This window comes from Marmoricola sp. RAF53 (assembly GCF_052114005.1).
In the GTDB taxonomy this organism is placed as follows: domain Bacteria; phylum Actinomycetota; class Actinomycetes; order Propionibacteriales; family Nocardioidaceae; genus Marmoricola.
In genome coordinates this window covers 61,211-87,325 of sequence record NZ_JBFRDX010000011.1, presented here as the reverse complement: position 1 = coordinate 87,325, position 26,115 = coordinate 61,211, and the positions used below count along the sequence as shown (strand labels likewise).

The 26,115-nt window shown below is 71.5% G+C and carries 24 protein-coding genes and 1 pseudogene; 17 read left to right on the top strand and 8 right to left on the bottom strand.

The genetic code is table 11. The features are described 5' to 3' along the window. The first annotated feature begins 49 nt into the window (after positions 1-49). From AB4Y76_RS11935 to AB4Y76_RS11925, 3 genes are read left to right on the top strand one after another with little or no spacing between them, the layout of a single operon-like run. Positions 50-976, top strand: coding sequence for a cation diffusion facilitator family transporter (locus AB4Y76_RS11935; RefSeq protein ID WP_441925470.1), 927 nt, complete (start codon positions 50-52; stop codon positions 974-976). A 42-nt stretch (positions 977-1,018) separates the two neighbouring features. Continuing rightward, entirely contained in the window at positions 1,019-2,386 is a 1,368-nt protein-coding gene (locus AB4Y76_RS11930) for a GH1 family beta-glucosidase (protein WP_441925468.1), read from the top strand. Further along, a complete protein-coding gene (locus tag AB4Y76_RS11925) occupies positions 2,383-3,636 on the top strand; it encodes an MFS transporter (RefSeq protein ID WP_441925466.1) in 1,254 nt (417 codons plus the stop codon). Before AB4Y76_RS11930 ends, AB4Y76_RS11925 begins: the two co-directional genes overlap by 4 nt. Here AB4Y76_RS11925 and AB4Y76_RS11920 read toward each other — a convergent pair. Continuing rightward, on the bottom strand, positions 3,633-5,663 hold the full coding sequence (locus tag AB4Y76_RS11920) for an FAD-dependent oxidoreductase (protein WP_441925464.1): 2,031 nt from the start codon (positions 5,661-5,663) through the stop codon (positions 3,633-3,635). The two genes, AB4Y76_RS11925 and AB4Y76_RS11920, sit on opposite strands and share 4 nt — an antisense overlap. Continuing rightward, complete coding sequence (locus AB4Y76_RS11915) at positions 5,660-6,202, bottom strand: PadR family transcriptional regulator (protein WP_441925462.1); 543 nt, start codon at positions 6,200-6,202, stop codon at positions 5,660-5,662. Before AB4Y76_RS11915 ends, AB4Y76_RS11920 begins: the two co-directional genes overlap by 4 nt. 125 nt (positions 6,203-6,327) lie before the next feature. Between AB4Y76_RS11915 and AB4Y76_RS11910 the strand changes: the two genes are divergently transcribed. Genes AB4Y76_RS11910 through AB4Y76_RS11900 form a run of 3 tightly spaced genes read left to right on the top strand, consistent with a single transcriptional unit; the run spans position 6,328 to position 8,758 of the window. Beyond that, entirely contained in the window at positions 6,328-7,197 is an 870-nt protein-coding gene (locus AB4Y76_RS11910) for an ABC transporter substrate-binding protein (protein ID WP_441925460.1), read from the top strand. After that, entirely contained in the window at positions 7,194-8,033 is an 840-nt protein-coding gene (locus AB4Y76_RS11905) for an amino acid ABC transporter permease (RefSeq protein WP_441925458.1), read from the top strand. Before AB4Y76_RS11910 ends, AB4Y76_RS11905 begins: the two co-directional genes overlap by 4 nt. Continuing rightward, a complete protein-coding gene (locus tag AB4Y76_RS11900; protein ID WP_441925456.1) occupies positions 8,030-8,758 on the top strand; it encodes an amino acid ABC transporter ATP-binding protein in 729 nt (242 codons plus the stop codon). Before AB4Y76_RS11905 ends, AB4Y76_RS11900 begins: the two co-directional genes overlap by 4 nt. Positions 8,759-9,330: 572 nt before the next feature. On the opposite strand, the pseudogene AB4Y76_RS11895 reads toward AB4Y76_RS11900, so the two are convergent. Next, positions 9,331-9,399 (bottom strand): annotated as a pseudogene (locus AB4Y76_RS11895) (hypothetical protein); the annotation flags it as partial. On the opposite strand from AB4Y76_RS11895, the gene AB4Y76_RS11890 reads away from it, so the two are divergent. The 3 genes from AB4Y76_RS11890 (at position 9,386) to AB4Y76_RS11880 (ending at position 12,611) form a co-directional block, all read left to right on the top strand. After that, positions 9,386-9,550, top strand: coding sequence for a hypothetical protein (locus AB4Y76_RS11890; RefSeq protein ID WP_441925454.1), 165 nt, complete (start codon positions 9,386-9,388; stop codon positions 9,548-9,550). The pseudogene AB4Y76_RS11895 and the gene AB4Y76_RS11890 overlap by 14 nt on opposite strands. A gap of 70 nt (positions 9,551-9,620) precedes the next feature. Further along, positions 9,621-10,781, top strand: a complete 1,161-nt coding sequence (locus AB4Y76_RS11885) for a CaiB/BaiF CoA transferase family protein (protein WP_441925452.1) — start codon at positions 9,621-9,623, stop codon at positions 10,779-10,781. A 105-nt stretch (positions 10,782-10,886) separates the two neighbouring features. Then, complete coding sequence (locus tag AB4Y76_RS11880) at positions 10,887-12,611, top strand: Ig-like domain-containing protein (RefSeq protein WP_441925450.1); 1,725 nt, start codon at positions 10,887-10,889, stop codon at positions 12,609-12,611. Between the two features lie 8 nt (positions 12,612-12,619). Here AB4Y76_RS11880 and AB4Y76_RS11875 read toward each other — a convergent pair whose 3' ends face one another. After that, entirely contained in the window at positions 12,620-12,952 is a 333-nt protein-coding gene (locus AB4Y76_RS11875) for a TfoX/Sxy family protein (RefSeq protein WP_441925448.1), read from the bottom strand. 85 nt (positions 12,953-13,037) lie between these two features. On the opposite strand from AB4Y76_RS11875, the gene AB4Y76_RS11870 reads away from it, so the two are divergent. Continuing rightward, positions 13,038-13,658 (top strand): hypothetical protein, encoded by a 621-nt coding sequence (locus AB4Y76_RS11870; RefSeq protein ID WP_441925446.1) that lies wholly within the window; start codon positions 13,038-13,040, stop codon positions 13,656-13,658. A gap of 21 nt (positions 13,659-13,679) precedes the next feature. On the opposite strand, the gene AB4Y76_RS11865 is transcribed toward AB4Y76_RS11870, so the two are convergent. Beyond that, on the bottom strand, positions 13,680-14,846 hold the full coding sequence (locus AB4Y76_RS11865) for a helix-turn-helix domain-containing protein (protein WP_441925444.1): 1,167 nt from the start codon (positions 14,844-14,846) through the stop codon (positions 13,680-13,682). A 93-nt stretch (positions 14,847-14,939) separates the two neighbouring features. Between AB4Y76_RS11865 and AB4Y76_RS11860 the strand changes: the two genes are divergently transcribed. Next, positions 14,940-16,118 (top strand): ferredoxin reductase, encoded by a 1,179-nt coding sequence (locus AB4Y76_RS11860; RefSeq protein ID WP_441925442.1) that lies wholly within the window; start codon positions 14,940-14,942, stop codon positions 16,116-16,118. Positions 16,119-16,174: 56 nt separating this feature from the next. After that, on the top strand, positions 16,175-17,434 hold the full coding sequence (locus AB4Y76_RS11855; RefSeq protein WP_441925440.1) for a fatty acid desaturase family protein: 1,260 nt from the start codon (positions 16,175-16,177) through the stop codon (positions 17,432-17,434). A gap of 6 nt (positions 17,435-17,440) precedes the next feature. Here AB4Y76_RS11855 and AB4Y76_RS11850 read toward each other — a convergent pair whose 3' ends face one another. After that, positions 17,441-17,884: a pyridoxamine 5'-phosphate oxidase family protein gene (locus tag AB4Y76_RS11850; RefSeq protein WP_441925438.1), complete on the bottom strand. Its 444-nt coding sequence runs from the start codon at positions 17,882-17,884 to the stop codon at positions 17,441-17,443. A 122-nt stretch (positions 17,885-18,006) separates the two neighbouring features. Continuing rightward, positions 18,007-18,759: a hypothetical protein gene (locus tag AB4Y76_RS11845; protein ID WP_441925436.1), complete on the bottom strand. Its 753-nt coding sequence runs from the start codon at positions 18,757-18,759 to the stop codon at positions 18,007-18,009. A gap of 184 nt (positions 18,760-18,943) precedes the next feature. On the opposite strand from AB4Y76_RS11845, the gene AB4Y76_RS11840 reads away from it, so the two are divergent. The 4 genes from AB4Y76_RS11840 (at position 18,944) to AB4Y76_RS11825 (ending at position 24,757) form a co-directional block, all read left to right on the top strand. Next, complete coding sequence (locus AB4Y76_RS11840; RefSeq protein WP_441925435.1) at positions 18,944-20,158, top strand: acetyl-CoA C-acetyltransferase; 1,215 nt, start codon at positions 18,944-18,946, stop codon at positions 20,156-20,158. A gap of 34 nt (positions 20,159-20,192) precedes the next feature. Next, positions 20,193-22,379: a 3-hydroxyacyl-CoA dehydrogenase NAD-binding domain-containing protein gene (locus AB4Y76_RS11835; protein ID WP_441925433.1), complete on the top strand. Its 2,187-nt coding sequence runs from the start codon at positions 20,193-20,195 to the stop codon at positions 22,377-22,379. Positions 22,380-22,533: 154 nt separating this feature from the next. Then, a complete protein-coding gene (locus tag AB4Y76_RS11830; protein WP_441925431.1) occupies positions 22,534-23,244 on the top strand; it encodes an ABC transporter ATP-binding protein in 711 nt (236 codons plus the stop codon). Beyond that, entirely contained in the window at positions 23,219-24,757 is a 1,539-nt protein-coding gene (locus AB4Y76_RS11825) for a hypothetical protein (RefSeq protein ID WP_441925429.1), read from the top strand. Before AB4Y76_RS11830 ends, AB4Y76_RS11825 begins: the two co-directional genes overlap by 26 nt. Before the next feature lie 30 nt (positions 24,758-24,787). Here the strand turns inward: AB4Y76_RS11825 and AB4Y76_RS11820 are convergent, their stop codons facing one another. Continuing rightward, positions 24,788-25,327, bottom strand: coding sequence for a hypothetical protein (locus AB4Y76_RS11820; RefSeq protein ID WP_441925427.1), 540 nt, complete (start codon positions 25,325-25,327; stop codon positions 24,788-24,790). A gap of 229 nt (positions 25,328-25,556) precedes the next feature. Between AB4Y76_RS11820 and AB4Y76_RS11815 the strand changes: the two genes are divergently transcribed. After that, on the top strand, positions 25,557-26,108 hold the full coding sequence (locus AB4Y76_RS11815) for an LPXTG cell wall anchor domain-containing protein (RefSeq protein ID WP_441925426.1): 552 nt from the start codon (positions 25,557-25,559) through the stop codon (positions 26,106-26,108). The last annotated feature ends 7 nt before the right edge of the window (positions 26,109-26,115 follow it).

Here is a 26,115-nt window from a genome sequence, read left to right as displayed (position 1 = left end):
CGCCCCCGGACGCGACCGCGGGATCCGGGCACTGAATACGCTGGCCGCCATGGGACACGACCACGGGGCTGGGCACAGTCACGCGCACGGCCGCGCCCAGGACCGGCGCCGGCTGGTCCTGGTCCTGCTCGTCACCGCGACGGTGGTCGTCGTCGAGGCCGTCGGTGCCTGGCTGAGCGGTTCGCTGGCGCTGCTGGCCGACGCCGGCCACATGCTCACCGACGCGGCCGGGCTGCTGATCGCGCTCTCCGCGTCGCTGATCGCGACCCGTCCGGCCAACCCGAGGCGCACCTTCGGCTACCACCGCGTCGAGATCCTGGCCGCCGTCGTCAACGCGGTCGTGCTCCTCGGCGTCTGCGCCTACCTCCTGTACGCCGGCACCACCCGTCTCTTCGACCCGACCGAGGTCGACGCCGGCCAGATGCTCGCCTTCGCCGCGGTCGGCCTGGTCGCGAACCTGGTCTCGCTGGTCCTGCTCGTCGACCGCCGGGACAGCTCGTTGAACATGCGCGGCGCCTACCTGGAGGTGCTCAGCGACACCCTCGGCTCGGTCGCCGCGATCGTGGCCGGCCTGATCGTGCTGGCGACCGGGTTCGACCGGGCCGACTCGATCGCCTCGCTGCTGATCGCGGCCCTGGTGCTGCCCCGGGCGGCGTCCCTGCTCCGCGAGGCCGGTGGCGTGCTGCTCGAGTCCGCGCCGCCGGACCTCGACCTCGACGGCGTCCGCGCCCATCTCTGCGGCGTCGACGGCGTGGTCGACGTGCACGACCTGCACGCCTGGACGATCACCAGCGGGATGCCGGCGCTCTCGGCGCACGTCACCGTCACCGACGCCTGCCTGGCCGAGCGCGGGGTCGGCCGGGTGCTCGACGACCTGACCGGCTGCGCGGCCACGCACTTCGGTATCGACCACGCCACCTTCCAGGTCGAGCCCGCGTCGCACCGCGACCACGAGCACGACACCGAACACCCCTAGGCCCCCCTAGACACCCGGTCCGCGCTCGGACAGGATCCGCGCATGGGAGAGGGACGCACCACGGGCCGTATCAACCTGCCCGCAGGCTTCGAGTTCGGGACCAGCACGGCGGCGTACCAGATCGAGGGGGCGGCGACCGAGGACGGCAAGGGCCCCAGCATCTGGGACACCTTCACCGCCGAGCCCGGTCGGATCATCGACGGCAGCAGCGGCGCGGTCGCCTGCGACCACTACCACCGGGTCGGCGAGGACGTCGCGCTGATGAAGCGGCTCGGCGCGGACGGCTACCGGTTCTCGGTGTCCTGGCCGCGGGTGTTCCCGACGGGGTCCGGTCCGGTGAACCCGGCGGGACTGGACTTCTACGACCGGCTCGTCGACGAGCTCGTCGCGAACGGGATCGCGCCGATGGCGACGCTCTACCACTGGGACCTGCCGCAGGCCCTCGAAACCGCGTCCGACGGTGGGGCGGGTGGCTGGCTGAACCGGGAGACCGCCCTCCGGTTCGCCGAGTACGCCGCGGTCGTGGCCGAGCGGATCGGTGACCGGGTGGCGCACTGGGTGCCGGTGAACGAGCCGAACGTGGTCAGCCTGCTCGGCTACGCGATGGGCATGCACGCCCCCGGCAAGGCGCTGCTCTTCGACGCCCTCCCGGCAGCGCACCACGCGCTGCTCGGCCACGGGCTCGCCGTCCAGGCGCTGCGGGCCGCGGGGGCGACCTCGATCGGCACGGCCAACAACCACGCCCCGATCCGGCCGGCGAACGACACCGACGCCGACCGGGCGGCCGCCGACCTCTTCGACGCCCTCTGGAACGGCATGTTCGCGGACCCGGTCCTGCTCGGCCGCTACCCGGCCATGGACGGCAGCAGCTTGGGGGAGGCGATGCCGGGCCCGGTCGCCGAGGACCTCGCGGTCATCTCGGCGCCGCTCGACTTCTACGGCGTCAACTACTACAACCCGATGGGCGTGGCCGCCGCGCCGGAGGGCGCCGAGGTGCCCTTCGTGTACGGCGAGGTCACCGGCTACCCGACCACCGACTTCGGCTGGCCGGTCGTTCCCGAGGGCCTCACCGAGCTGCTGCTGCACCTGCGGGCGACGTACCCGGGGATGCCGCCGGTGCGGATCACCGAGAGCGGCTGCTCCTACAACACCGGCCCGGACGAGCACGGCGTCGTCGACGACCAGGCCCGGATCGACTACCTGGACGCGCACCTGCGCGCGGTCGCCGACGCGATCGAGCAGGGCGTCGACGTCCGGGCCTACTACTGCTGGTCGCTGATGGACAACTTCGAGTGGGCCGAGGGCTACACCCAGCGGTTCGGCCTGGTGCACGTCGACTACGACACGCTGGTGAGGACGCCGAAGCGCTCCTTCGACTGGTACGCCGAGACGATCCGCGCCTGCCGGTGAACCCGGTGGCACCCGCCCGGGTCTCGGCGCTCGAGGAACCCACCCGCCCGGCCGCGAAGGTCTGGGTGCTGTGGATCAGCCTGATCAGCATCGGGATCTGGTCCGGCTTCTTCGGGCCGATCCAGGTGCTGCTCGCCCAGCAGGCGGAGGCGTTCTCGCCGCACCACAAGGAGGCCGTGCTCTCCCTGGTGACCGGGGTCGGCGCCGCGGTGTCGACGGTGCTCAACCCGGTGTGGGGCGCCTTCTCGGACCGCACCGTCTCGCGGCTCGGGCGCCGGCTCCCCTGGGTCCTGGCCGGCCTCGTCGGCGGGGTCGTCGCGATGGTGCTGCTGGCCGCGGCCGACGCGGTCTGGGAGCTGGTCCTGGCGTGGGCGCTCGCCCAGGCGGCGCTGAACGCGATGCTGGCCGCGATCACCGCGACGGTGCCGGACCAGGTCCCGGTGGGCCAGCGCGGCGGCGTCGGCGGGGTGCTCGCGATCGCCCAGACCCTCGGCGTCGTGGCCGGTTCGGGGATCGCGGCGGCGACCGGGAGCATCGCGGCCGGCTACCTGACGCTGGCGGTCGTCCTGGTGGTGACCTCGCTGCCGTACTGCTTCGACGCGCGCGACCCGGTGCTGCCGGCGGAGTCGCGGTCGCCGTTCAGCGCCCGCCGGCTGCTGGGCTCGCTCTGGGTCTCGCCGCGCGAGCACCCGGACTTCGCCTGGGCCTGGCTGACCCGGTTCCTGATGAACTTGGGCAACGCGCTGGTGATCCTCTACCTGCTCTACTACCTCAAGGACGCGGTCGGGCTGACCGACCAGGAGGGCGAGGACGCGGTCTTCCTGCTCACCGGGCTGTACGGCCTGGTCACCGTCGTCACCGCGGTCGTCGGCGGGATCTGGTCCGACCGGCTCGGGCGCCGCAAGCCGTTCGTGATCTGGTCCGGCCTGATCGCGGCGGTCGCGCTGCTCGTGCTCGCGTTCGTGCCGACCTGGGCGGGCGCGATCGTCGGCGCGGTCGTGCTCGGGATCGGCTTCGGCGCCTACACCGCGGTCGACTTCGCGATGATCACCCAGGTCCTGCCGGCCGCCTTCGACCGCGCCAAGGACCTCGGGGTCATCAACATCGCGAACGCGCTGCCGCAGGTCCTGGCCCCGGTCGTCGCCGCCGCCGTGCTCGGCGCCGGGCTCGGCTACTCCGAGCTCTACGTCCTCGCCGCGGTGAGCATCCTCGGCTCGGTGCTGGTGACCCGCATCCGCGGCCTCGTCTAGCGAGCGGCCAGCCGGACGCCCTGCTCGATCGCCCGCTTGGCGTCGAGCTCGGCGGCCACGTCGGCGCCGCCGATGATCGAGGCCGTGCGGCCGGCGGCGAGCAGGTCGTCGTACAGGTCGCGGACGGACTCCTGGCCGGCGCAGATCACCACGTGGTCGACCTCGAGCACCTGCGGCACGCCGTCCACGGTGACGTGCAGGCCGCGGTCGTCGATCCGGTCGTACGTCGCCCCGCTGATCTGCTTGACGCCGGACTGCTTGAGCACGGCCCGGTGCGCCCAGCCGGAGGTCTTGCCGAGGTCCTTGCCGATCATCGACTGCTTCCGCTGGATCAGCGTCACCTCGCGGGCCGGCTTGCGGTCGACCGGGTCGGTCAGTCCGCCGCGGTTGCCCGAGGAAGCAGGCAGGTCCGGGTCGCCGACGCCCCAGTGGGCGAGCCACTCGTCGAGGTTCTCCTCGGTGTGCGTCAGGAAGACCGACACGTCCACCCCGATGCCGCCGGCGCCGATGACGGCGACCCGGTCGCCCGGCACCACGGACCCGTCGAGCACCTGCGAGTAGAGGACCGCCTTCGGGTGCTCGATGCCGGGGATGGCCGGCACCCGGGGCGCGACGCCGGTGGCGACGACCACCTCGTCGTACCCGGCGAGCGTCTCGGCGGACGCGGTCGTGCCGAGCCGGACGTCGACGCCGAGCACCTCCAGCCGACGGGTGAAGTAACGCAGCGTCTCGGCGAAGTCCTCCTTGCCGGGGACCTGCATCGCGAGCCGGAACTGGCCGCCCAGGTGCGGGTTCTTCTCGAAGAGGGTCACCTTGTTGCCGGTCTCGGCGAGGGAGACGGCCGCGGACAGGCCGGCCGGTCCGGCGCCGACGACGGCGACCTCGCGCGGGCGGACCACCGGGGTCAGCACGATCTCGGTCTCGTGGCAGGCACGCGGGTTGACCAGGCAGGAGGCCTTCTTGTTCGCGAAGACGTGGTCCAGGCAGGCCTGGTTGCAGGCGATGCAGGTGTTGATCTCGTCGGCGCGCGCGGCGGCCACCTTGTTCATGAACTCGGGGTCGGCGAGCAGCGGGCGGGCCATCGAGACCAGGTCGGCCTGGCCGGCGGCGAGCACCTCCTCGGCGAGCTCGGGGGTGTTGATCCGGTTCGACGCGCAGACCGGGATCGCGACCTCCTTCTTCAGCCGCTCGGTGGCCCAGGTCCAGGCGCCGCGCGGCACCTGGGTGATGATCGTCGGCACCCGGGCCTCGTGCCAACCGATGCCGGTGTTGAGGACGGTCGCGCCGGCGTCCTCGATCAGGAACGCGAGCTCGAGGACCTCGTCCCAGGTCTGGCCGCCCTCGACCAGGTCGAGCAGCGAGATCCGGTAGATGATCGGGAAGCCGTCGCCGACGGCCTCCCGGGTGCGGCGGACGATCTCGACAGGGAACCGCATCCGGCGGGCTGCGGTCCCGCCCCAGGCGTCGGTGCGCTCGTTGGTGCGCTCGGCGAGGAACTGGTTGATCAGGTAGCCCTCGGAACCCATGATCTCGACGGCGTCGTACCCGGCCTTCTTGGCCAGGCCGGCGGCCCGGGCGAAGTCGGAGACGGTCTGGTCGACGCCCTTGGTCGACAGCGCGCTCGGCTTGAACGGGTTGATCGGCGCCTTCTTCGCCGAGGCCGACACGGAGAACGGCGTGTAGCCGTAGCGGCCGGCGTGCAGGATCTGCAGCGCGATCGCGCCGCCGGCCTGGTGGACCGCGTCGGTTACCTCGACGTGCCGCTGCGCCTGCAGCCGGTTGGTCATCTCGCTGGCGAACGGCTTGAGCCAGCCGCGCTTGTTGGGGGCGTACCCGCCGGTGACGATCAGGCCCACGCCGCCGGCCGCACGCTCGGCGTAGTACGCCGCGAGCTTGGGCAGGTCCCAGACGAAGTCCTCGAGCCCGGTGTGCATCGAGCCCATCACCGCGCGGTTGCGCAGGGTGAGATCGCCGATGGTGAGCGGGGAGAGCAGCTTCTCGAAAGGGTTGGTGTCGTAGGTCGTCATGGGGTGTGCCTCTCGTGGGCTTGGAGGTACTCGGTGATCCAGGCGATCCAGAAGGTCTCCTGGAGGATGCCGCCGCGCAGGACCAGGTAGGTGTCGAGGTCCTGGTCGGTGAGCGCGGCGGGGTCGGGGTAGTCGCGGGCCGCGAGGCCCTCGTAGTGCGCGAGCCGGGTGCGGTGGTCCTGGAGCAGCTCGCGGAGGTTGGCGTGCAGGGCGTCGCGGTCGCCGTACGACGCGGCGCGCATCTTCACCGCGATCTCGCTGCGGAACCCGGCGCGGGGCGTGGTGGTCGCGATCCAGTCGGCGAGGGCGGTCCGGCCGGCGTCGGTGACGGTGTAGACGCGCTTGTCGGGAGCGCCGGTCTGGGCCTGCGTCTCGGCGGTCACCCAGCCGTCGGTCTCCATCCGGCGCAGGACCTTGTAGATCTGCTGGTGGGTGGCGCTCCAGAAGAACCCGATCGAGCGCTCGAAGCGCCGCGCCAGCTCCAGACCGGCGGCGGGGCGCTCGCTGAGCGAGACCAGGAGGGCGTGTTCGAGGGCCACGGAAGAAACCATGCCCCGGAACCCGCTACTATGCAACTAGTTGCATAGTGGCCTCGATCACGGCGATGTCCAGCGAACTGGTCGACATTCGCTCCCGGAGGCACCCACCGTTTACGATCCACCCCATGCGTCTGCCCTTGCGTACCACCGCTCTCCTCGCCCTGCCCCTCGCGCTCGTCGTCGCCACCGGCTGCTCGCCGAAGGACGACAAGACCGCCACGACCAAGGGCGACACCACCGACACCGCCTGCGACGTCGCCAAGCTGCCGCTGCTGACGAAGGGCAAGCTCACCGTGGCGACCGACTCGCCGGCGTACGAGCCGTGGTTCGTCGACAACGACCCGTCCAACGGCAAGGGCTTCGAGTCGGCCGTCGCGTACGCCGTCGCCGACAAGCTCGGCTTCGACAAGTCGAACGTCGTCTGGACCAAGGTGCCGTTCAACAACTCCTACGCGCCGGGCCCGAAGAAGTTCGACTTCGACATCAACCAGATCTCGATCACCCCGGAGCGGGCGAAGGTCGTCGACTTCTCCGACGGCTACTACTCCGCCGCCCAGGCCGTGATCGTGCTCGACAAGGACAACGTCGAGGCGGGCTCGCTGGACGACCTCAAGGACCTGAAGCTCGGCGCCCAGACCGGCACCACGAGCCTCACCGCGATCCGGGAGCAGATCAAGCCGACCCAGGACCCGGTCGTCTTCACCAACACCAACGTCGCCAAGCAGGCGCTCCTGAACGGCCAGGTCGACGCGATCGTCGCCGACCTGCCGACCGCGTTCTACATCACCGCCGCCGAGATCGAGGGCTCCTCGATCCTCGGCCAGTTCCAGCCGACGACCGGTACCCAGGAGGAGTTCGGCCTGCTGCTGCAGAAGGGCAGCGCGCTCACCCCGTGCGTGAACGAGGCCCTCGGCAAGATGAAGGACGACGGGACGCTGGCCGACCTGGAGAAGCAGTGGCTCTCCGAGACGGTCTCGGTCCCCGTGCTGCAGTGAGCTGGGAACCCAGTCCGCGGGAGGCCGAGCGTCGTGCCGTCCGCCGCGCGCTGCACCGGCGCGGGGTGCTGATCGCCGTCGGCATCACCGTGGTCGCGATGACCGCTCTGGTCCTGATCGTGACCACCTCCCCGGGCTGGCACCGGGTCCAGGAAACCTTCCTGAGCTGGGACGACGCGAAGGCGGCGTTCCCGGCAATCGCGAAGGGCTTCTGGATCAACGTGAAGATGTTCCTGGTCGCCGAGCCGATCATCCTGGCAGTCGGGATCCTGGTTGCGCTGACCCGTAACTCGGTCAGCCCGTGGCTCACACCGGCCCGGATCCTCGCCGTCCTCTACACCGACGTCTTCCGCGGCCTGCCGACGCTGCTGGTGGTCTTCATCGCCTGTATCGGGATACCGGCGCTCGGGCTCACCGGGGTCCCAACGAACCTGGTCGTGCTCGGCACCTTCGCCCTGGTCCTCTGCTACGGCGCCTACGTCGCCGAGGTGATCCGGGCGGGCATCGACTCGATCCACCCCAGCCAGGTCGCCAGCGCCGAGGCGCTCGGCCTGAGCCGCGCGCAGACCACCCGGCACGTCGTCCTTCCGCAGGCGATCCGGCGGGTCGCACCGCCGCTGCTCAACGACTTCGTCTCGCTGCAGAAGGACACCTCGTTGGTCGCGTCGGTGGGTGTCTTCGAAGCCCTGCTCGCCGCCAACGACTACGGCAACTTCAACTTCAACTACACCCCGCTGCTGGTCACCGGTCTGTTCTTCCTCGCCATCACCATCCCGCTCGCCCGGTTCACCGACTACCTCGGTCACCGGGCCCTGATCCGGGAGCGTGGCCGATGAGCCTGCTGGAGGTCCGCGGACTGCGGAAGGCGTACGGCGACAAGGTGGTCCTCGACGGGATCGACCTCGACGTCGACCGGCACGACGTGATCTGCCTGATCGGCTCGTCCGGCTCCGGCAAGTCCACGCTGCTCCGCTGCCTGAACCTGCTGGAGGAGATCCAGGACGGCACCATCGTGCTCGACGGCGAGGAGATCTCCGACCCGCGGGTCGACGTCCGCGCCGTCCGCCGCCGGGTCGGCATGGTCTTCCAGGCCTACAACCTCTTCCCGCACCTGTCGGTGCTCGCCAACTGCACCCTGGCCCCGGTCCGGGTCGGCGGTGTGCCGAAGGCCGAGGCGGAGGAGCGGGCGCAGGCGTTGCTCGCCCGGTTCGGCCTGGCCGACAAGGCGACCGCGCACCCCGACCAGCTCTCCGGTGGCCAGCAGCAGCGGGCTGCCCTGGTGCGCGCGCTCTGCACCCAGCCGGACGTGCTGCTGCTCGACGAGATCACCGCGGCCCTCGACCCCGAGCTGGTCGGCGAGGTCCTGGAGATCGTCCGCGCCGAGGCGGAGGCCGGGATGACGATGATCCTGGCCACCCACGAGATGGGCTTCGCCCGCGAGGTCGCCTCCCGGGTCTGCTTCCTGCACGAGGGCCGGATCCTGGAGCAGGGCCCGCCGGAGCAGGTGCTCGGCGACCCCCGCGAGGAGCGGACCCGGCAGTTCCTGCGCCGCGTGCTCTGAGGGCTCAGGACCGCATCGCGCCGGTCCGCCGGTCGTCGGTCTCGGCGAAGCAGATCACCGCGCGGTCGCCGTCCTCGGTCCAGGTCTCCTCCGACGGCTGGACCCAGGTCACCACGTAGCCGTCGTCCTCGTAGTCCCGGCCGTCGGAGGAGGAGAGCGACGCGAGCTCGTCGGTGCAGAGCTTGTCCGCTTCCTTCTCGCGCGTCGTCGCCCGGGAACGCGGCGTCGTCCCCGTAGTCGAGGTCCTGCACGAGATAGACCTCGTCCTCGTGCGGGTCGGCGCAGGGGACCGCCGGCAGGGTCGTGACGTCCTCGTCGGGGTAGGTCGCGACGCAGTCGCCGACGGTGAGGTCCTCGAGCCAGATCTGCCCCCCGCCGGTGATCGAGCCGACCTCGTTGCGTTCCGGGCCGTCGTCGGCGGCGAGCTCGTCGGCGGCCTCGGAGAAACCCTCGCGGAACCCCTCGACGGCCCCGGCGGTGAAGGTCCCGCCTACGAACAGCACGACCGGTGCCCACAACCCCGCCAGCACCAGTCCGGCAATGGCGAGGCCGGCGCCGCGCTGGCCGCGGCGCTTGGTCTGGAGCAGGCCGAGGACGCCGAAGACGATCGCGAGGGCGACGAAGCCGATGATCCCCAGCACGAGCGCGGCGATCGCGAAGCCGTTGGTGCCGGACGGCGGCATCGGCGGGAAGGGCGCCGGCGGCTGCCACGCCGCGGGGGTCGGCGTACCGGAGGACGAGGGCACCGGGGGGCCGGGCGGCTGGAGCGGTTCGGTCACGCGAGGATGCTAGGGGCAGGCCGGCTCGGCTCGTTCGCAAGACGAGCAGCGACCGTGACAGTAGATCTGTCATCATCGGCCGCATGACTATCGAACTCGGTCAGGGAACCGGTCCGCTCCAGGGCATCAAGGTCATCGAGATCGCGGGCATCGGGCCGAGCCCGCACGCCTGCATGATCCTGGCCGACCTCGGCGCGGACGTGATCCGGATCGAGCGCCCCGGTGGCCAGATGCTCACCGGCGGGGATCACGACCTGCTCAACCGCGGTCGACCGAGCGTCGCGCTGAACCTCAAGGACCCGGCCGCGGTCGAGACCGTGCTGCAGCTGGTCGAGGGCGCCGACGTGCTCGTCGAGGGCATGCGCCCGGGCGTCACCGAGCGGATGGGCATCGGTCCCGACGACTGTTTCGCCCGCAACCCGAAGCTCGTCTACGGCCGGATGACCGGCTGGGGCCAGACCGGTGCCTGGGCGCACGCGGCCGGCCACGACATGAACTACATCGCCATCACCGGCACCCTCTTCGGCCTCGGCCAGGACAAGGGCAAGCCGCAGTTCCCGACCAACCTGGTCGGCGACTTCGGCGGCGGCTCGATGTACCTGGTCGTCGGCATCCTGGCCGCGCTGCTGGAGTCGAAGGTCAGCGGCAAGGGACAGGTCGTGGATGCCGCCATCGTGGACGGCACCGCGAACCTCAACGCGATGACCGCGGCCTTCCTCGCCGGCGGCACCTACCGGGAGGAGCGGGCCGCGAACCTGCTCGACGGCGGTGCGCCGTACTACGACATCTACGAGACCGCCGACGGCAAGCACATGTCGGTCGGCTCCCTGGAGCCGCAGTTCTACGAGATCCTGCTCGACCTCCTGGAGGTCCGCGACACCGCTCCGGACCGCTGGGACTTCGACAAGGTCGACGAGCTGCGCGCGGTCTTCACCGCCCGGTTCAAGGAGAAGACGCAGGCCGAGTGGTGCGCGGTCTTCGACGGCACCGACGCCTGCGTCGCGCCGATCATCCCGATGTCGGAGGCGTTCGACCACCCGCACATGAAGAGCCGCGAGGTGTTCGTCGAGCACCACGGCTACGTCCAGCCCGCCCCGGCGCCGCGGTTCTCCCGCACCGGGGCGACCCTCGGCCTGCCGCCGGCCGCCAAGGCGGGAGCGCAGACCCGCGAGGGGCTGCTCGCCTGGGGCGTGAAGAACGCCGACGAGCTGATCGAGAGCGGCGCGGCCGTCCAGGCCGACTGACGGCCGACTGACGGCCGACTGACGGCCGACCGACCCGGGCCAATTGTCTGGACCGGCGAGTTTCGTAAAGCCGATCCAGGAGCGGAACTCGCTATTTTCCGTTGCGTGCGGAAATTCTCGTTGATCCTCGCTGCCCTGCTCGCCCCTGCCGCCGCGGTCCTCGTCGCGGCACCCGCGTCGGCGGTCGACCACGTGATCTGCGTCGGCGCACCGGCCGGAGTCTCGTGCGACGACACCGTCGCCACGATCCAGGCGGCGATCACGGCCGCCGGTGCCAACAGCGTCGACGACACGATCCGGGTGGCTCCGGGCCTCTACTCCGACGGGCCGTGGACGCTGAACGGCAACAGCCACCAGGTCACCCTCCAGGGCTCCGGGCCGTCCACGGTGCTCACCATGCCCGCCGGTCCGTCGCAGACCTACCTCTCGGCGAACGCGGCAGGAGTCCGCAACCTCCGGATCACCATGACCGCCACGACCGCCGACAACGACACCGCGCTCAGCGCCTACAACGGCGCGGTGGTCCAGAGCGTCGACGTCGACGGCTCGAACGCCGCCAACGCCACCGCGATCCAGACCGGGCAGGCCACTCTCTCCGGCCTCAGCGTGCAGATCCTCGGCGCGGGCTCGCGGGCGGTCTACGGCTCGGGTGCCGCGACGATCACCGACAGCGTCCTGGAGGCTCCCAACACCTTCGTGCACTCCGGCAGCGGGACCCCCGACGTGCTCTCCCGCGTGACCCTGCTGGCGGGCAGCACCGGCGTCTCGACCGACGTCGGCTCGGTCGAGATCGACGACTCGGTCATCGACCTCGGCAGCACCGGCGCAGTCGGTCTGCAGGCCGCGAACTTCAACAACAGCACGGCCCTGCGGTCGGTCACCGCCAACCACGTGACGATCGTCGGGGGCAGCGGCAGCTCCAAGGGGGCCTGGGCCTACGCCGCCACGCCCGGCGCGCTGCAGACCAGCACGATCACGGTGGCGAACTCGATCGTCCGCGGCCAGACGGTCTCCCTCGCCGCCGACGCCAGCAACAACGGATCCCAGGGCGGCTCGAGCAGCGCGGCCGTCGCCGTCAGCTACTCGGACTACGAGAACACCGGCGGCACGATCGGCGCCAACGGCACCGGCGGGGTCACCCCCGGGGCCGGCAACCTGAACGTCGCCCCGGGCTTCGCCGGCGCCGGCGACTACCACCTCGCCGTCGACTCCCCGCTGGTCGACAAGGGCGACCCGGCCGCGGGTGGTCCGGCGACCGACCGCGACGGCAACCCGCGGGTCCGCAACCTCGTCCGCGACATCGGCGCCTACGAGTACGCCGACCTGGTGGCCCCGCAGACCGCGCTGCTCGGCGGCCCGCCGGCCGCGACCAGGGACACCACGCCGACCTTCACGTTCAGCAGCGAGGCGGGCGCCACCTTCTCCTGCGCTCTGGACGCCGGCGCGTTCGCCGCCTGCGCCAGCCCGTTCACGACGGCGGCACTGACCAACGGCACGCACACCTTCCGGGTCCGGGCGACCGACGCGGCCGCCAACACCGACGCCACGCCGGCGACGCGCACCTTCCGGGTCGACACCGTCGCGCCGGGCACGCGGTGGGTGAAGAAGCCGGCGAAGACGGTGAGCACCCGCCGGGTGACGTTCCGGTTCGCCTCGTCCGAGGCGGGGTCGACGTACGTGTGCAAGCTCGACCGCGGCGCCTGGCGAGCCTGCGCGACCCCGCGGACGTTCGCGGTGAAGAAGGGCACCCACGTGTTCTCGGTGCGCGCGAAGGACGCGGCGGGCAACGTCGACGCCACCCCGGCGACCTACCGGTTCAAGCGGAAGTAGCGCCCCGGCTACTTCGGCGGCAGCGACGCGGCGTACCGGACACCGCGGTCGACGTACGCCGTGAGCGCGGTGTCGGTCGCGACCGCCTCGGTCGTGACCCGCAGCCAGCCGTCCATCTCCTTGCCGCGCATCTCCATCCGGGTGACCGCGAGGTCGTCGACGAGCTCGTCGGCGTCCGCCGGGTCGATCCGCACCAGCAGCCCGCCCTGCCCGCTGGCGGCGACGGCCATGTTCCCGCCGACCAGGAACGCCAACCCGCCGAACATCCGCTTCTCGCTCAGTCCGGGCTCGTCGGCGACGATCGCACGGATGCGGTGGGCGAGGTCCTCGTCGTACGCCATGGCTTCGATGATGGCACCGGAACCCAGCACGTTTACGTCGAATCCCTATCGGCCCGGGTACCGGAACGCCCCTACGGTCTGGCGCATGCGAACTCCCTCCCGTACGACGCTGTCCCTGACCCTCGGCCTCACCGCCCTCGTCGTGGTCGTGGCGGCGACCTCCGCCGGCGCCGCCACCCTGATCACCGGCGCCCAGATCAAGAACGGCACCGTGACGAGCATCGACGTCAAGGACGCCAGCCTCCAGGCGCGGGACTTCGCCGCCGGGACCCGGGCCGCGCTGCGCGGCCCGACCGGACTGCAGGGCACCCAGGGCATCCAGGGGATCCAGGGCGTGCCGGGTATCCAGGGCATCCCGGGGACTCCCGGAACTCCTGGAACCCCGGGCTCACCGGGCGCGCCCGGGATGAGCAACTACACCCTGGTGCAGGCGTCCGGCGTCACCACGATCCCGGCCGCTGACTCCGGCGTCTCGCGGGCGATCTGCCCGGATGGGCGGCGGGTGATCTCCGGCGGCGGGTACCTCGCCGGCGGATCGCTGGCGAACACCGCGCTCACCAGCAGCATGCCGGATGCCGTCGACGGCAACGGGACGCCGCTGTTCGTGAACAGCGCCAATGCCAACGCGTGGTCGGTGAGCGCCGTGAACGACTCGGCGGCGTCGCACGACCTGGTGGCCTACGCGATCTGCGCGACGGTCTCCTGAGCAGCCGGACCCGCCCAGGCCTCAGCCGAGCGCGATGGTCGCGTCCCGCACGAAGTCCGGGTCGGTGAGGCGGTCGCCGTACAGGTCGCGGAGCTGGCCCATCCGGTAGCGCACCGTCTGCGGGTGCACGAAGAGCGCCGCGGCGATGTCGTCGCGACGGCCCTGGTGCAGCAGCCAGGCGCGGAGCGTGTCGGTGAGCTTGGTGCGGGCGGCGGCGCCGACCGCGTCGAGCGGGGCGAGCACCCGCGACCGCAGGTCGGCGAGGGTGTCGGGGTCCGCGCCGACGACGAGCTCGGCCAGGTGGGCGTCGGTGTCGCCGGCCAGGCCGAGGCGGTGTGCCTGCAGCACCCGCACGTACGACGCCCGCACCCGGGTCCACGGCCGGGCCGGGCCGACCAGCGCGTCCGCGTCGGCCAGCACCCGCAGCAACGCGGCGCGACCGCGGTCGGCGGCGGAGGCGACGAGCAGCAGGGCGAGCCCGGAGTCGGCGCCGAGCGCGGCGTCCTCCGCGACGTGCAGGGTCCGGCCGTCCAGCTGGGCCCGGACGCCGCGCACCTTCGACTCGGGGAGCACGACCGCGGTGAGCGCGGCGGGCGGGTCCCAGTCGGCGCGCTCGGCGGCCGGGGTCAGCTCGGACTCCGGGGCGCCTTCGAGGAGCCGGGCGGCGAGCCGGTCGAGGCGCCGCTGGCGCAGCCGGCCGGAGGTGGTGAGCTCGTCGGCGTGGCCGCTGACGCTGGCGTCGGAGAGCTCGTCGATGTAGGCGAAGACGAGCTCGGCCAGCCGGGCGAGGTCGGTGGCCGAGAGCCCCGCGGCGACCGCGGAGGTGCTCATCTCGCGCCAGGCCACCCGGGCGCCGACGCGGTAGGCCTGGGCGAGGGCGTCCATCGTCCTGCCGCTGCGCGCCTCGCCGCGGCCGAGCGCGTACGCGGCGTCCAGGACGGCCTCGATCTGCTCGCCGGCGTCGATGCCCTCGCTGCGGGCGGCGAGGTCGAGGAATCCGTCGAGCGCGGTCCGCACCGCGATCTCGATGTTGCGGCCCATCCGGCCCCGGAACGGGTCGCGGTAGCTGGGCACCTCGCCGATCACCGCGGCGATGACCTGCTCGGCGACCCGGGCGATGTCGATGCGCATGAGCGCGGTGACGTCCGCGGGGAGCCGGAGCGCCATCTCGGAGCGGGGGCTGGTCATCACACCTTCTTTGTTCGTATCGAACAAAACAGGGCCGTCGATTCACGTGTCCTGGTCATGACTTTAACCCACGGTCCCCGGCAGGCTTGAGCCATGACCGACACCGTCGCCCCCCCGGGGATCACGGCCGCGCTCGCCCAGGGCGACCAGGGACGCCGGCTGCGCGACCGGCTGGTCCGGCTCGCCGAGGCCGCGACCACGCCGCTGCTGCCGGCCGACTACCTCGACCTGGTCGCCCCGCTGCGCCCCGGCACCGCCTTGCGCGCCCGCGTCGTCTCGGTCGAGCCCGAGACCCGGGACGCCGCGACGATCGTCCTCAAGCCCGGCGCCGACTGGGCCGGCCACGTGCCCGGCCAGTACGTCCGGATCGGCATCGACGTCGACGGCGTGCGCGAGTGGCGCGCCTACTCGCTGACCCACGGCCCGCGCCGCGACGGCCGCATCTCGATCACCGTGAAGGCCGTCCCCGACGGCAAGGTGAGCCGCCACCTCGTCCACGACTGCGCCCCCGGGACCCTGGTCCACCTGGAGCAGGCGGCGGGTGACTTCGTCCTCGACGAGACCGTGGCCCGCGGCGGCGCCGCGAAGCTCCTCTTCGTCACCGCAGGCTCCGGGGTCACGCCGGTCGTCGGGATGCTCCGCAACCTCTTCCCGGTCACCGACTCCGGCGTCGTCCGACCCGAGCGCAGCCGCGACCTCGACATCGTCGTGGTCCACGTCGCGCCGTCCGCGCCGGACTCGATCTTCGCCGCCGACCTCGCCGCGCTCGCCGAGGCCGGCGCGATCCGCCTCCTCGCCCGGTACGACGACGAGCACGGCGTCCTCGACGTCGACCACCCCGAGCACGGGCTCGCCGCCCTGGTGCCGGACCTGGCCGAGCGGACGACGTACGCGTGCGGGCCGAGCGGTCTCCTCGACGCGCTCGAGGCCCACCACCAGCGCGCCGGCCTCAGCCTGTTCACCGAGCAGTTCCGAGCCGGGTTCGTGGAGGCGGGCGAGGGCGGCACGCTCACCTTCGCCGACGGCACCACCGTCGAGGCCGACGGCGCCACCCCGCTCCTCGACGTCGCCGAGGCCGCCGGCGTGCTGATGCCGAGCGGCTGCCGGATGGGCGTCTGCTTCGGCTGCGTGCTGCCCCTGAAGGAGGGCGCGGTCCGGGACCTGCGCAACGGCGCCATCACCACCGTCGACCCGATCAGCTCCGCCGCCGGCGGAGTCCCGATCCAGACCTGCATCAGCGCCGCCGCCGGCGCCTGCCACCTCGACCGCTGAAGGTTTCGAGACGGTCGCTGCGCGACCTCCTCAACCACCGAGAACGGAGACACCCCATGACCGTGCTGCAGAAGAAGGACGTCAACCCGACCGCGCACCTGTCGGAGGACGACATCGCGATGCTCGGCATCGAGCTCGACGCGATCCGCCAGGAGGTCCTGGACTCCCGGGGCGCCAGCGACGCGGCGTACATCCGCAAGGTCATCAAGGTGCAGCGCGGCCTGGAGGCCGGCAGCCGTGCGGTGCTGCTCTTCTCGGTGCTCCCGCCGGCCTGGCTGCTCGGCACCGCGGGCCTGAGCGTCGCCAAGATCTTGGAGAACATGGAGATCGGGCACAACATCATGCACGGCCAGTGGGACTGGATGCGTGACCCGAAGATCCACTCGACGACCTGGGAGTGGGACAACGCCAGCCCGTCGGAGCAGTGGAAGCACTCGCACAACGAGCTGCACCACACGTACACGAACGTCGTCGGCAAGGACAACGACCTCGGTTACGGGATCATGCGCGTCGACGAGGACCAGCGCTGGATGCCGTTCTACCTGGCCCAGCCGCTGTGGAACTTCATCAACGCCTGCTTCTTCGAGTACGGCATCGCCGCCTACGACCTGGAGCTCGGCAAGAACCTGGCGATCCCGAAGGAGAAGCGGACCCAGGACTTCAAGGACCGCGCCCGGCAGACGCTGCGCAAGATCCGCAAGCAGGCGACCAAGGACTACCTGGTCCACCCGGCCCTCTCGATCCCGACCGGGTCGTTCCTGCCGACGCTGACCGCGAACTTCACCGCCAACCTGGTCCGCAACCTGTGGACGCACTCGGTGATCATGTGCGGCCACTTCCCCGAGGGCGTCGAGACCTTCGAGAAGTCCTCGATCGAGGGCGAGACCCGCGGCGACTGGTACCTGCGTCAGATGCTCGGCTCGGCCAACATCTCCGGCAGCGCCGCGATGCACCTGATGACCGGCAACCTGAGCTTCCAGATCGAGCACCACCTCTACCCCGACCTGCCGTCCAACCGGTACGCCGAGATCGCGCCCCAGGTGCAGGAGATCTTCGACCGGTACGGCCTCACCTACGTGACCGCGCCGCTGCCGAAGCAGGTCTACTCGGCCTGGCACAAGATCGTGCGCCTCTCGCTGCCGAACGGCTGGCTCGACGACACCACCGTGAAGAACGCGCCGGAGCAGCTGACCAAGCTCTGGAAGATGACGACCGGTGGGCCGAAGGTACGCCGGGCGATCGAGGCGCGCGACAAGCAGATGCGCCGGCGCAAGGCGGACGAGAAGCAGCGCGAGCTGGCCGACGCGGTCGCCTGAGCGGCCTCAGGCGTCCGAGCGCTCGAGCCAGAACGCCCGGCCGGTGACCTCGGTGGGCCGGATCTCGACGACCTCGTCCTTGCGGGTCGGCACCCACGGGCGCAGCCCGACAGCGTCGGCCCGGTGGGCCTGGTCCTCCTCCAGCCGCCGGGCCTGGCCGCGGACGATCACGCTGACCGCGCCGGACCCGTCGTGGTCGTCGATCTCGAAGACCACGTCCGGGTTCATCAGCACCCCGACGAGCTTGCTGCCGGCGGTGGTCCGGAACAGCAGCACGTTGCCGTCGACCGCGTAGTTCACGGGGACGAGGTGGACCTCCGGACCCAGGTGGAAGGCCACCCGGCCGAGCTCGTGGTCCCGCAACAGCTCCCAGCAGTCCTGGGCGCCGAGCTCGCGGACCGGCTCGTCCTCGGTGAGTCCGGCGATCAGCTGGGCGATCTGCGCGTTCATGGGCGGTTCCTTCCGTCGATTCCACGCTAGTGCCCGCGCCGGGCCGGGGGAACGGGTCGTTCGACCCGGTCGCGGGTGCCGAAGGGCCCCCGGTCAGTTGTGATGTCCGGTCAGTCGGCCGGTCAGTCGGCGACGTCGACGTGCACGTGGTCGCGGTGCTCGAGGATCCGGACGGTCGCGGCGCTGCGGCCGGCGTGCGAGACGTGGTAGTCGCGCCAGCCCTGGAAGGAGCGCCGGGCGGTCCAGATCCTGCCGTCGTAGATGACGGTGTCGATCTCGAGCCGTTCGGCGTTCGCGACCAGGTAGTGCGCCAGCGCCCAGCCGCGGGTCTTGCTCCGCGCGCTGATCGGCCGGAAGAACACGTCGATCGCCCGGCCCTCGTAGTGCGCGGACCCGGGCATGTGGCCGGTGCGGACCCCGCCTGGGGCGAACCCGCCGAGGGGGACGTCGCCGAAGCGCCGCCCGAGGTCGCGGCGTACCCGTTCGGCGCGGGCGGTGAGGCCGTCGGCGCCGAGCCGGTCGGACGCGGTGTCGTCGGCCCCGCCGCCGTGGCAGGTCAGCGCGGCGCGGGCCTGCCCGCCGGTGGCCGCGGCCACCGCCCGGGTGTCGGCGGCGGAGAGATCGAGGGTGCGGGCGACCGCGACGACCGCGCCCGCCTGCCCGGGCCGCCGCCGCTGGGCCTCGGCGACCGCGGTCGTGACCCGGACGGCCTCGTCCCGGTCCAGGGAGACGGTGCGGCCGGCGGCGGTCACCTCGCAGGCGTGCCCGCCGAAGATCCGGTAGGCGAGGACCGCGACAGTCCCGGCGACCAGCACCGCCACGGCCACCCCGAGGGCGACCCAGCCGCGGGTGGTCAGCTTCGCCGTCGTCGTCACGGCCCCAGTCTCGGGGGCGGGACCAAGGCCGTGACCCGGGAGGGACCCGGGAGTGACCCGGGAGTGACGTGAGCCACACCGCACCCTGCTGCCCATTGACGTTGACAGTCCTACTGTCACAATGGGCCAGGCGCCGGGTCCCTCCCGTCGCCTCCACGCAACAACCGAGTCAGTAGGGACGGTCATGGCACAACCCGAAGCTTTTGTGTACGACGCCATCCGCACGCCGCGCGGCAAGGGCAAGAAGGACGGTTCGCTCCACGGGACGAAGCCCGTCGACCTCGTCGTCGGTCTGATCGACGCGATCCAGGAGCGGAACCCGAACCTGGACCCGAACCGGATCGACGACGTCGTCCTCGGTGTCGTCTCCCCGATCGGTGACCAGGGTGGCGACATCGCCAAGACCGCCGCGCTCGCCGCCGGCCTGCCCGACACCGTCGCCGGCGTCCAGCTCAACCGCTTCTGCGCCTCCGGCCTCGAGGCCGTCAACCAGGCCGCCGGCCGCGTCCGCTCCGGCTTCGAGGACCTGATCCTCGCCGGCGGCGTCGAGTCGATGTCGCGCGTCCCGATGGGTTCCGACGGCGGCGCCTGGGCGTCCGACCCGCACACCGCCTTCCAGACCTCCTTCGTCCCGCAGGGCATCGGCGCCGACCTGATCGCCACCCTCGAGGGCTGGAGCCGCGAGGACGTCGACGCCTTCGCCGCCGAGTCGCAGGCCCGTGCTTCCAAGGCCCAGGCCAACGGCTACTTCGACCGCTCGGTCGTCCCGGTCAAGGACCTCAACGGCCTGACCGTCCTGGACAAGGACGAGTTCATCCGTCCCGGCACCACGGTCGAGTCGCTCTCCGGCCTGAAGCCGTCCTTCCAGATGCACGGCGACCTCGGCTTCGACGACGTCGCGCTGCAGAAGTACCACTGGGTCGAGAAGATCAACCACGTCCACCACGCCGGCAACAGCTCGGGCATCGTCGACGGCGCCTCGCTGGTGGCGCTGGGCACCGAGCAGGTCGGCAAGGACCTCGGCCTGACCCCGCGCGCCAAGATCATCTCGGCCGCCGTCTCCGGCGCCGACCCGACGATCATGCTGACCGGTCCGGCCCCGGCCGCCCGCAAGGCGCTCGCCAAGGCGGGGCTCGACGTCAAGGACATCGACCTCTTCGAGATCAACGAGGCCTTCGCCGCCGTCGCGATGCGGTTCATGCGCGACATGGGCATCTCCGACGAGATCACCAACGTCAACGGTGGTGCGATCGCGATGGGCCACCCGCTGGGTGCCACCGGCGCGATGATCCTCGGCACGCTCATCGACGAGCTCGAGCGCCGCGACCTCAAGCGCGGCCTCGCCACGCTCTGCGTCGGCGGCGGCATGGGTATCGCGACCATCGTCGAGCGCGTCTGACGCGCCGGACCACGACCAAAGGAATTCGAAGCACATGACTGAGCAGAGCGCGGTGCGCTACGAGAAGGACGCCGACGGGATCGTCGTCCTCACGCTGGACGACCCGACCGCCAGCGCGAACACCATGAACGAGCTCTACGGCCGTTCGATGGAGGAGGCGGTCGCCCGCCTGGAGTCCGAGAAGGACTCGATCACCGGTGTCGTGATCACCTCGGCGAAGAAGACCTTCTTCGCCGGCGGCAACCTGAACAAGCTGCAGCAGGTGCAGCCGGACCAGGCCCAGGAGATCTTCGACCAGAGCCAGGCCGTGAAGGCGCAGCTGCGCCGGATCGAGCTCCTCGGCGTCCCGACCGTGGCCGCCATCAACGGCGCCGCGCTCGGCGGCGGCCTCGAGATCGCGCTGGCGTTCCGCCACCGGATCGCGGCCGACGCGCGCCTGGAGATCGGCCTGCCCGAGGCGACCCTCGGCCTGCTGCCGGGCGGCGGCGGCGTCACCCGCACGGTCCGCCTCCTCGGCATCCAGACCGCCCTGCTGGAGGTCCTGCTCCAGGGCCAGCGCTACCAGCCGGCCGCGGCCAAGGCCAAGGGCCTGATCGACGAGATCGTCCCGGCCGACGAGCTCCTCGCCGCGGCGAAGAAGTGGGTCCTGGACAACAAGGACAACGACGCCGCCAAGGCGCAGCCGTGGGACCAGAAGGGCTACAAGATGCCCGGCGGGACCCCGTCGCACCCGGCGCTGGCGGGCATGCTGCCGGCGTTCCCGGCCACCCTGCGCAAGCAGCTCAAGGGCGTCCGGATGCCGGCTCCCGAGGCGATCATGGCCGCGGCCGTCGAGGGCGCCCAGGTCGACTTCGCGAACGCGGAGAAGATCGAGTCGCGCTACTTCGCGTCGCTGGCCACCGGCCAGACCGCGAAGAACATGATCCAGGCGTTCTTCTTCGACCTGCAGCAGATCAACTCCGGCGCGCTGCGGCCGCAGGGTGTCGAGAAGTTCCAGCCCACCAAGGTCGTCGTCCTCGGCGCCGGCATGATGGGCGCGGGCATCGCCTACGTCTGTGCCCGAGCGGGCCTGGAGGTCGTACTCAAGGACGTCTCCCTGGAGGCGGCCGAGCGCGGCAAGGCGTACTCGCAGAAGATCAACGAGAAGGCCGTCTCGCGCGGCAAGCTCACCCAGGAGAAGTCCGACGCGCTGCTCAACCGGATCCTGCCGACCGACAACCCGGCCGACGCCAAGGGCTGCGACCTGGTCATCGAGGCCGTCTTCGAGGACCCGTCGCTGAAGCACAAGGTCTTCGCCGAGATCGCCGAGCACATCAACGCCGACGCGCTGCTCTGCTCGAACACCTCGACGCTGCCGATCACCGAGCTCGCCACCGGCGTGGACCGGCCGAAGGACTTCATCGGCCTGCACTTCTTCTCGCCGGTCGACAAGATGCCGCTGGTGGAGATCATCCGCGGCGCGGAGACCTCCGACGAGACCACCGCCAAGGCGATCGACATCGTCCAGCTCATCAAGAAGACCCCGATCGTCGTCAGCGACAGCCGCGGCTTCTACACCTCGCGGGTCATCGGCACCCAGATCAACGAGGGCATCTCGATGCTCGCCGAGGGCGTGCACCCGATGAGCATCGACCGCGCGACCACGATGGCCGGCTACCCGGTCGGTCCGCTCCAGATCAGCGACGAGCTGAACATGGAGCTGATGTACAAGATCCGCAAGGCGTCGATCGAGGCGACCGAGCGCGACGGCGGCACCTGGGTGGTGCACCCCTCCGAGGTCGTCATCGACAAGATGATCGAGCTCGGCCGGTCCAGCAAGCTGGTCGGCAAGGGCTTCTACTCCTACGACGAGAACGGCAACCGCACCGGTCTGTGGGACGGCCTCACCGAGGTCTTCCCGGTCGCGGAGGAGCAGATCCCGTTCGAGGACATCCAGGACCGGCAGCTGGTCGTCGAGGCCATCGAGACCGTGAAGTGCTTCGACGAGGGTGTGCTGCACTCCGCCGCCGAGGCCAACATCGGCTCGATCTTCGGCATCGGCTTCCCGGCCGTCCACGGTGGCGCGATCCAGTACATCAACGGCTTCGAGGGCAAGACCGGGCGTGGCCCGGCCGGCTTCGTCGCCCGCGCCCGCGAGCTCGCCGCCAAGTACGGCGACCGGTTCACGCCCCCGGCCAGCCTGGTCGAGGTCGCCGAGAAGGGCGGGACCTTCCCCGCCTGATCCGCACCGCACGTTCCGGAGCCCCCGACTGGTCTGGTCGGGGGCTCCGGTGTTTCGAGACAGGCCTAGACGGCCTTCCTCAACCTTCTCGCTGCGCTCGAACAATTCAGGACATTTCGTTCCCGGATCGCCGGAGGGCGAGGAGAATGCCGAGGTGGACACCTCCGAGCGCATCCGGATCCGGGGCCTCTGGGTGCGGTTCGGTGCCGTGGACGCGGTCCGCGGGATCGACGTCTCGGCGTACGCCGGCCGCGCGACCGCGCTGCTCGGCCGCAACGGCGCCGGGAAGTCCACCACCATGCGCGTCCTGGCCGGGGTCATCCCGCCGACCGAGGGGGAGGTGCTGGTCGCCGGCATCGACGTGCGCCGCGACCCGCTGGCCGCCAAGCGTGCCCTCGGCTACTGCCCCGACGTCGGCGGCCTGGTGCCGCGCTCGACGCCGTGGGAGCACCTCCAGCTCGCCGCGCGGCTGCGGCGGATGGACGGCTGGGAGCTGCGCGCCCACGACATGCTGGAGCGCTTCGACCTCGGCGCCGTCGCGCACCGGGTCACCGGCGGGTTCAGCCACGGCATGAACCGGCGGCTCTCGGTGGTGCTGGCGTCGTTCCACGAGCCCGAGGTGCTGCTGCTCGACGAACCGTTCGACGGGGTCGACCCGCTCGGCGTCGAGGCCACCCAGCAGGTCATCGCGGACGCGAAGGCGCGCGGCGCCGCCGTCCTGGTCTCCACCCACCTGCGCGACCTCGCCGTGCACGCCTGCGAGGACGCCCTGGTGCTCCGCGGCGGGGCCGCGGTCGCCGCGATGGACGCCGAGGAGCTGGTCGGGGAGGACGGGGCACGTGCGTACCGAGCACTCCTGGACTGAGCTCCGCCGCGGTGCCGGCGACCTGCGGGCGCTGCTGGCGTTCCGGGGAGCCGCGATGACGCCGCGGGCGCGGACCCGGCTCCGGCTCGGCCTCGCCGCGATCCTGCTGCTGAGCGTCGCCGTCGTGGTGGTCCCGGCGTACGCGCGCGACGCCGTCGAGGACCCGCACCGCGGCGAGCTGGTCGCCCTGATGCCGACCCTGCTGCTCGCCTTCCTGGTGCTGACCACGGTCTCCTCGGTCACCTCGGGCGGTGGTCGCGAGATCGTTCCGCGCGACCAGGCGGTGGCGTACCCGGTCTCGACCGTCACCGAGCACCTGGGCGCGCTGCTGCTCGCCCCGCTCAACACCGCCTGGCTGATCCAGGCGTGGGCGCTGCTCGGCACGACGGCGTACCTGCTGGGACCGCGCTGGCTCGGCCTGTCGGTGGTCCCGGTCCTGCTCTGGATCGCGGTGTGCACCGCGGCCGGCCAGGCGGCCGGCTGGGCGTTCGAGGGGATCCGGCGCAGCCACCGGCACGGCGTGGCGCTGGTCCGGGTGATCGCCGCGCTGGCCGCCGCCGGCGTCGCCCTGCTGGTGATCACCGGCCGGTTCACCGCGGTCCTGGACAGCAGCCCGACGGTGGAGATCTACCTCGGCAGCGCGAGCGCGCCCGGGGGCAACTGGACCCGGTTCGGGATCGATGCCGCCGCGCTGCTCGCGATGCTCGTCGGCGCGGTCCTCCTCGGCCTGCTGCCGTCCCGCTGGGCGCTGACCCGGCCGCAGCGCGAGGAGCTCCGCCTCGAGTCCGGGGTCCGGGAGGCCCGCCCGAACCCGCGCGGCGACCTCGCCGCGATGGTCCGGGTCGACCGCAGCTCGATCTGGCGGGCGGTCCCGATCCGCCGCGGGCTGCTGGTCCTCGGCGTGATGCCGGGCGCGGTCGCCCTGGCCGGTGACCTCACCTGGGACCTCGTCACCGTGCTCCCCGGCCTGGTCGCGTCCGGCGGGGCGCTGCTCTTCGGGGTGAACACCTGGTGCCTGGAGGGCCGCGGTGCGCTCTGGCGCGACAGCCTGCCGGTGGACCCGCGGATCGGCTTCGCCGCGAAGGCGATGGTGCTGCTGGAGGTGCTGCTGGTCGCCGCCGCGCTCACCGTCGGGATCGCGGCGCTGCGGGCCGGCGTACCGACGCCCGCGCAGGCGACCTCGATCGTCTCCGCCACTGTCGTGGTCTCGGTGTACGTCGTCGCGCGCTCGCTGCGCTGGTCGGTCGCGCGGCCGTACGCCGTCGACATGCGGAGCGCCCGGGCGACGCCGGCGCCGCCGGTGGTGATGGCCGGCTACAGCGCCCGGCTGGCGATCGTCACGACGCTGCTCGGACTGGTGTTCTCGGCGACGTCCTACGCCGAGGACTGGCGGGTGCCGCTGCTGCTGGCGGTGCCGTTCCTGTGCTGGTCCGGCTGGCGCCTGGTCCGTACGTCGCGTGCCTGGGCCGACCCGCAGACCAGAGCCCGGGTCGTCGCCGTCGTGGCGACCTGACCCGGGCCCCGGTGCTGCGGATCGGGCTGACTACTTCGCGGTCGCCTGCGTCTTGCAGCCGCTGAGCTTCTTGGTGCTCTCCTCGACCAGCTTGGCGCCGTCGGCGGACTGGGTCTGCGAGGCGACGATGAGCTTCTTGACGTAGCTCTCCGGCATCTCCTTCTCCAGGCAGGCCTGCAGCTTGACGGCGTCGACCTTCTTGTCGGCCTTCGCGATCTCCTCGGCCTGGCGCTTCTGGTAGTCCACGCAGCCCAGGAACGCGTCGGCGAACTTGCCGGAGATCTCGTCGTCGAACTTGGCGCCCGTCTGGTTCAGCTCGCCCTTCTCGTTGATGAGCTTGGCGGCCTTGAGCTTCTTGACGCCGACCTTCTCGACGAAGCCGTCGGCGAAGCAGTCGGCCTCCTTCGCGGTCAGCGCACCTGAGGACTCGTTGCTGAAGGTCTTCGAGATGTTGGCCGCGACCTTCTTCTCCTCGGCGCCGAGCTTGGGGGTTTCCTTGCTGTCCGAGCCGCACGCCGCCACCGACAGCGTGAGCACGACCGCCAGGGCAGCCAGAACTGCCTTCTTCATGAGATCTCCGTCGTGTTCCAGGTCCGCGGTTGGCGCGGACTCCCGGGCAAGCCTGCCTCATCCACCTGTGAACCGCATGAATTAGGTCGACTCCCAGGAACCCCAGGAGTTGTTTTTCGTGGTTCTGCGTAACGCATCACCTCCGGCGTCGTTGAGGACTTTGCCCTGCAAGGGATCTCGGGGTGGCCCACAGGCACCTCAGTCGACGTTTCTGGGAGAGAGATCGACTATGAAGAAGTTCGCGTCCGCTTTTGCCGTTGCGCTCCTGGCGCTGCTGGCCACCGTCGGGCTGGCGCCGTCCGCGTCGGCGTACCCCGACGTCACCATCGACCTCTCGGTGAACCGTCAGACCCTGTACGGCGGTGAGCAGTTCACCGCGACCGCCACCTCCGACGTGGCCTGCACCTGGAACCTGGAGTGGAACGGCGTGACCCGCGGAAGCGCGGCCACCACCCTGTTCCGGACCACCTTCACCGCACCGGACGTGACCCGCGTCACCAAGATCCCGCTGCACGGCACCTGCTCGTACGCCGCCCCGACGGCCCGCGCGAACGCCCGGGCCGCGGCCGCCGGAGCCACCTGGAGCCGGACCATCGTCATCACCGTCCTCCCGCCGGCCAGCGCCGTCGCCACCCCGGGTGGTGCGGACCTGCCGAACACCGGCGGCCCGAGCTTCTGGTTCCTCGCCGCGGGTGTGGCGCTGCTCATCACCGGCGCGGGCGCCGTCGTCGTCGCGCGTCGTCGTGCCGAAAACGGTGAACTTCTGCTCGGTCAGGCCTGAGACTGCC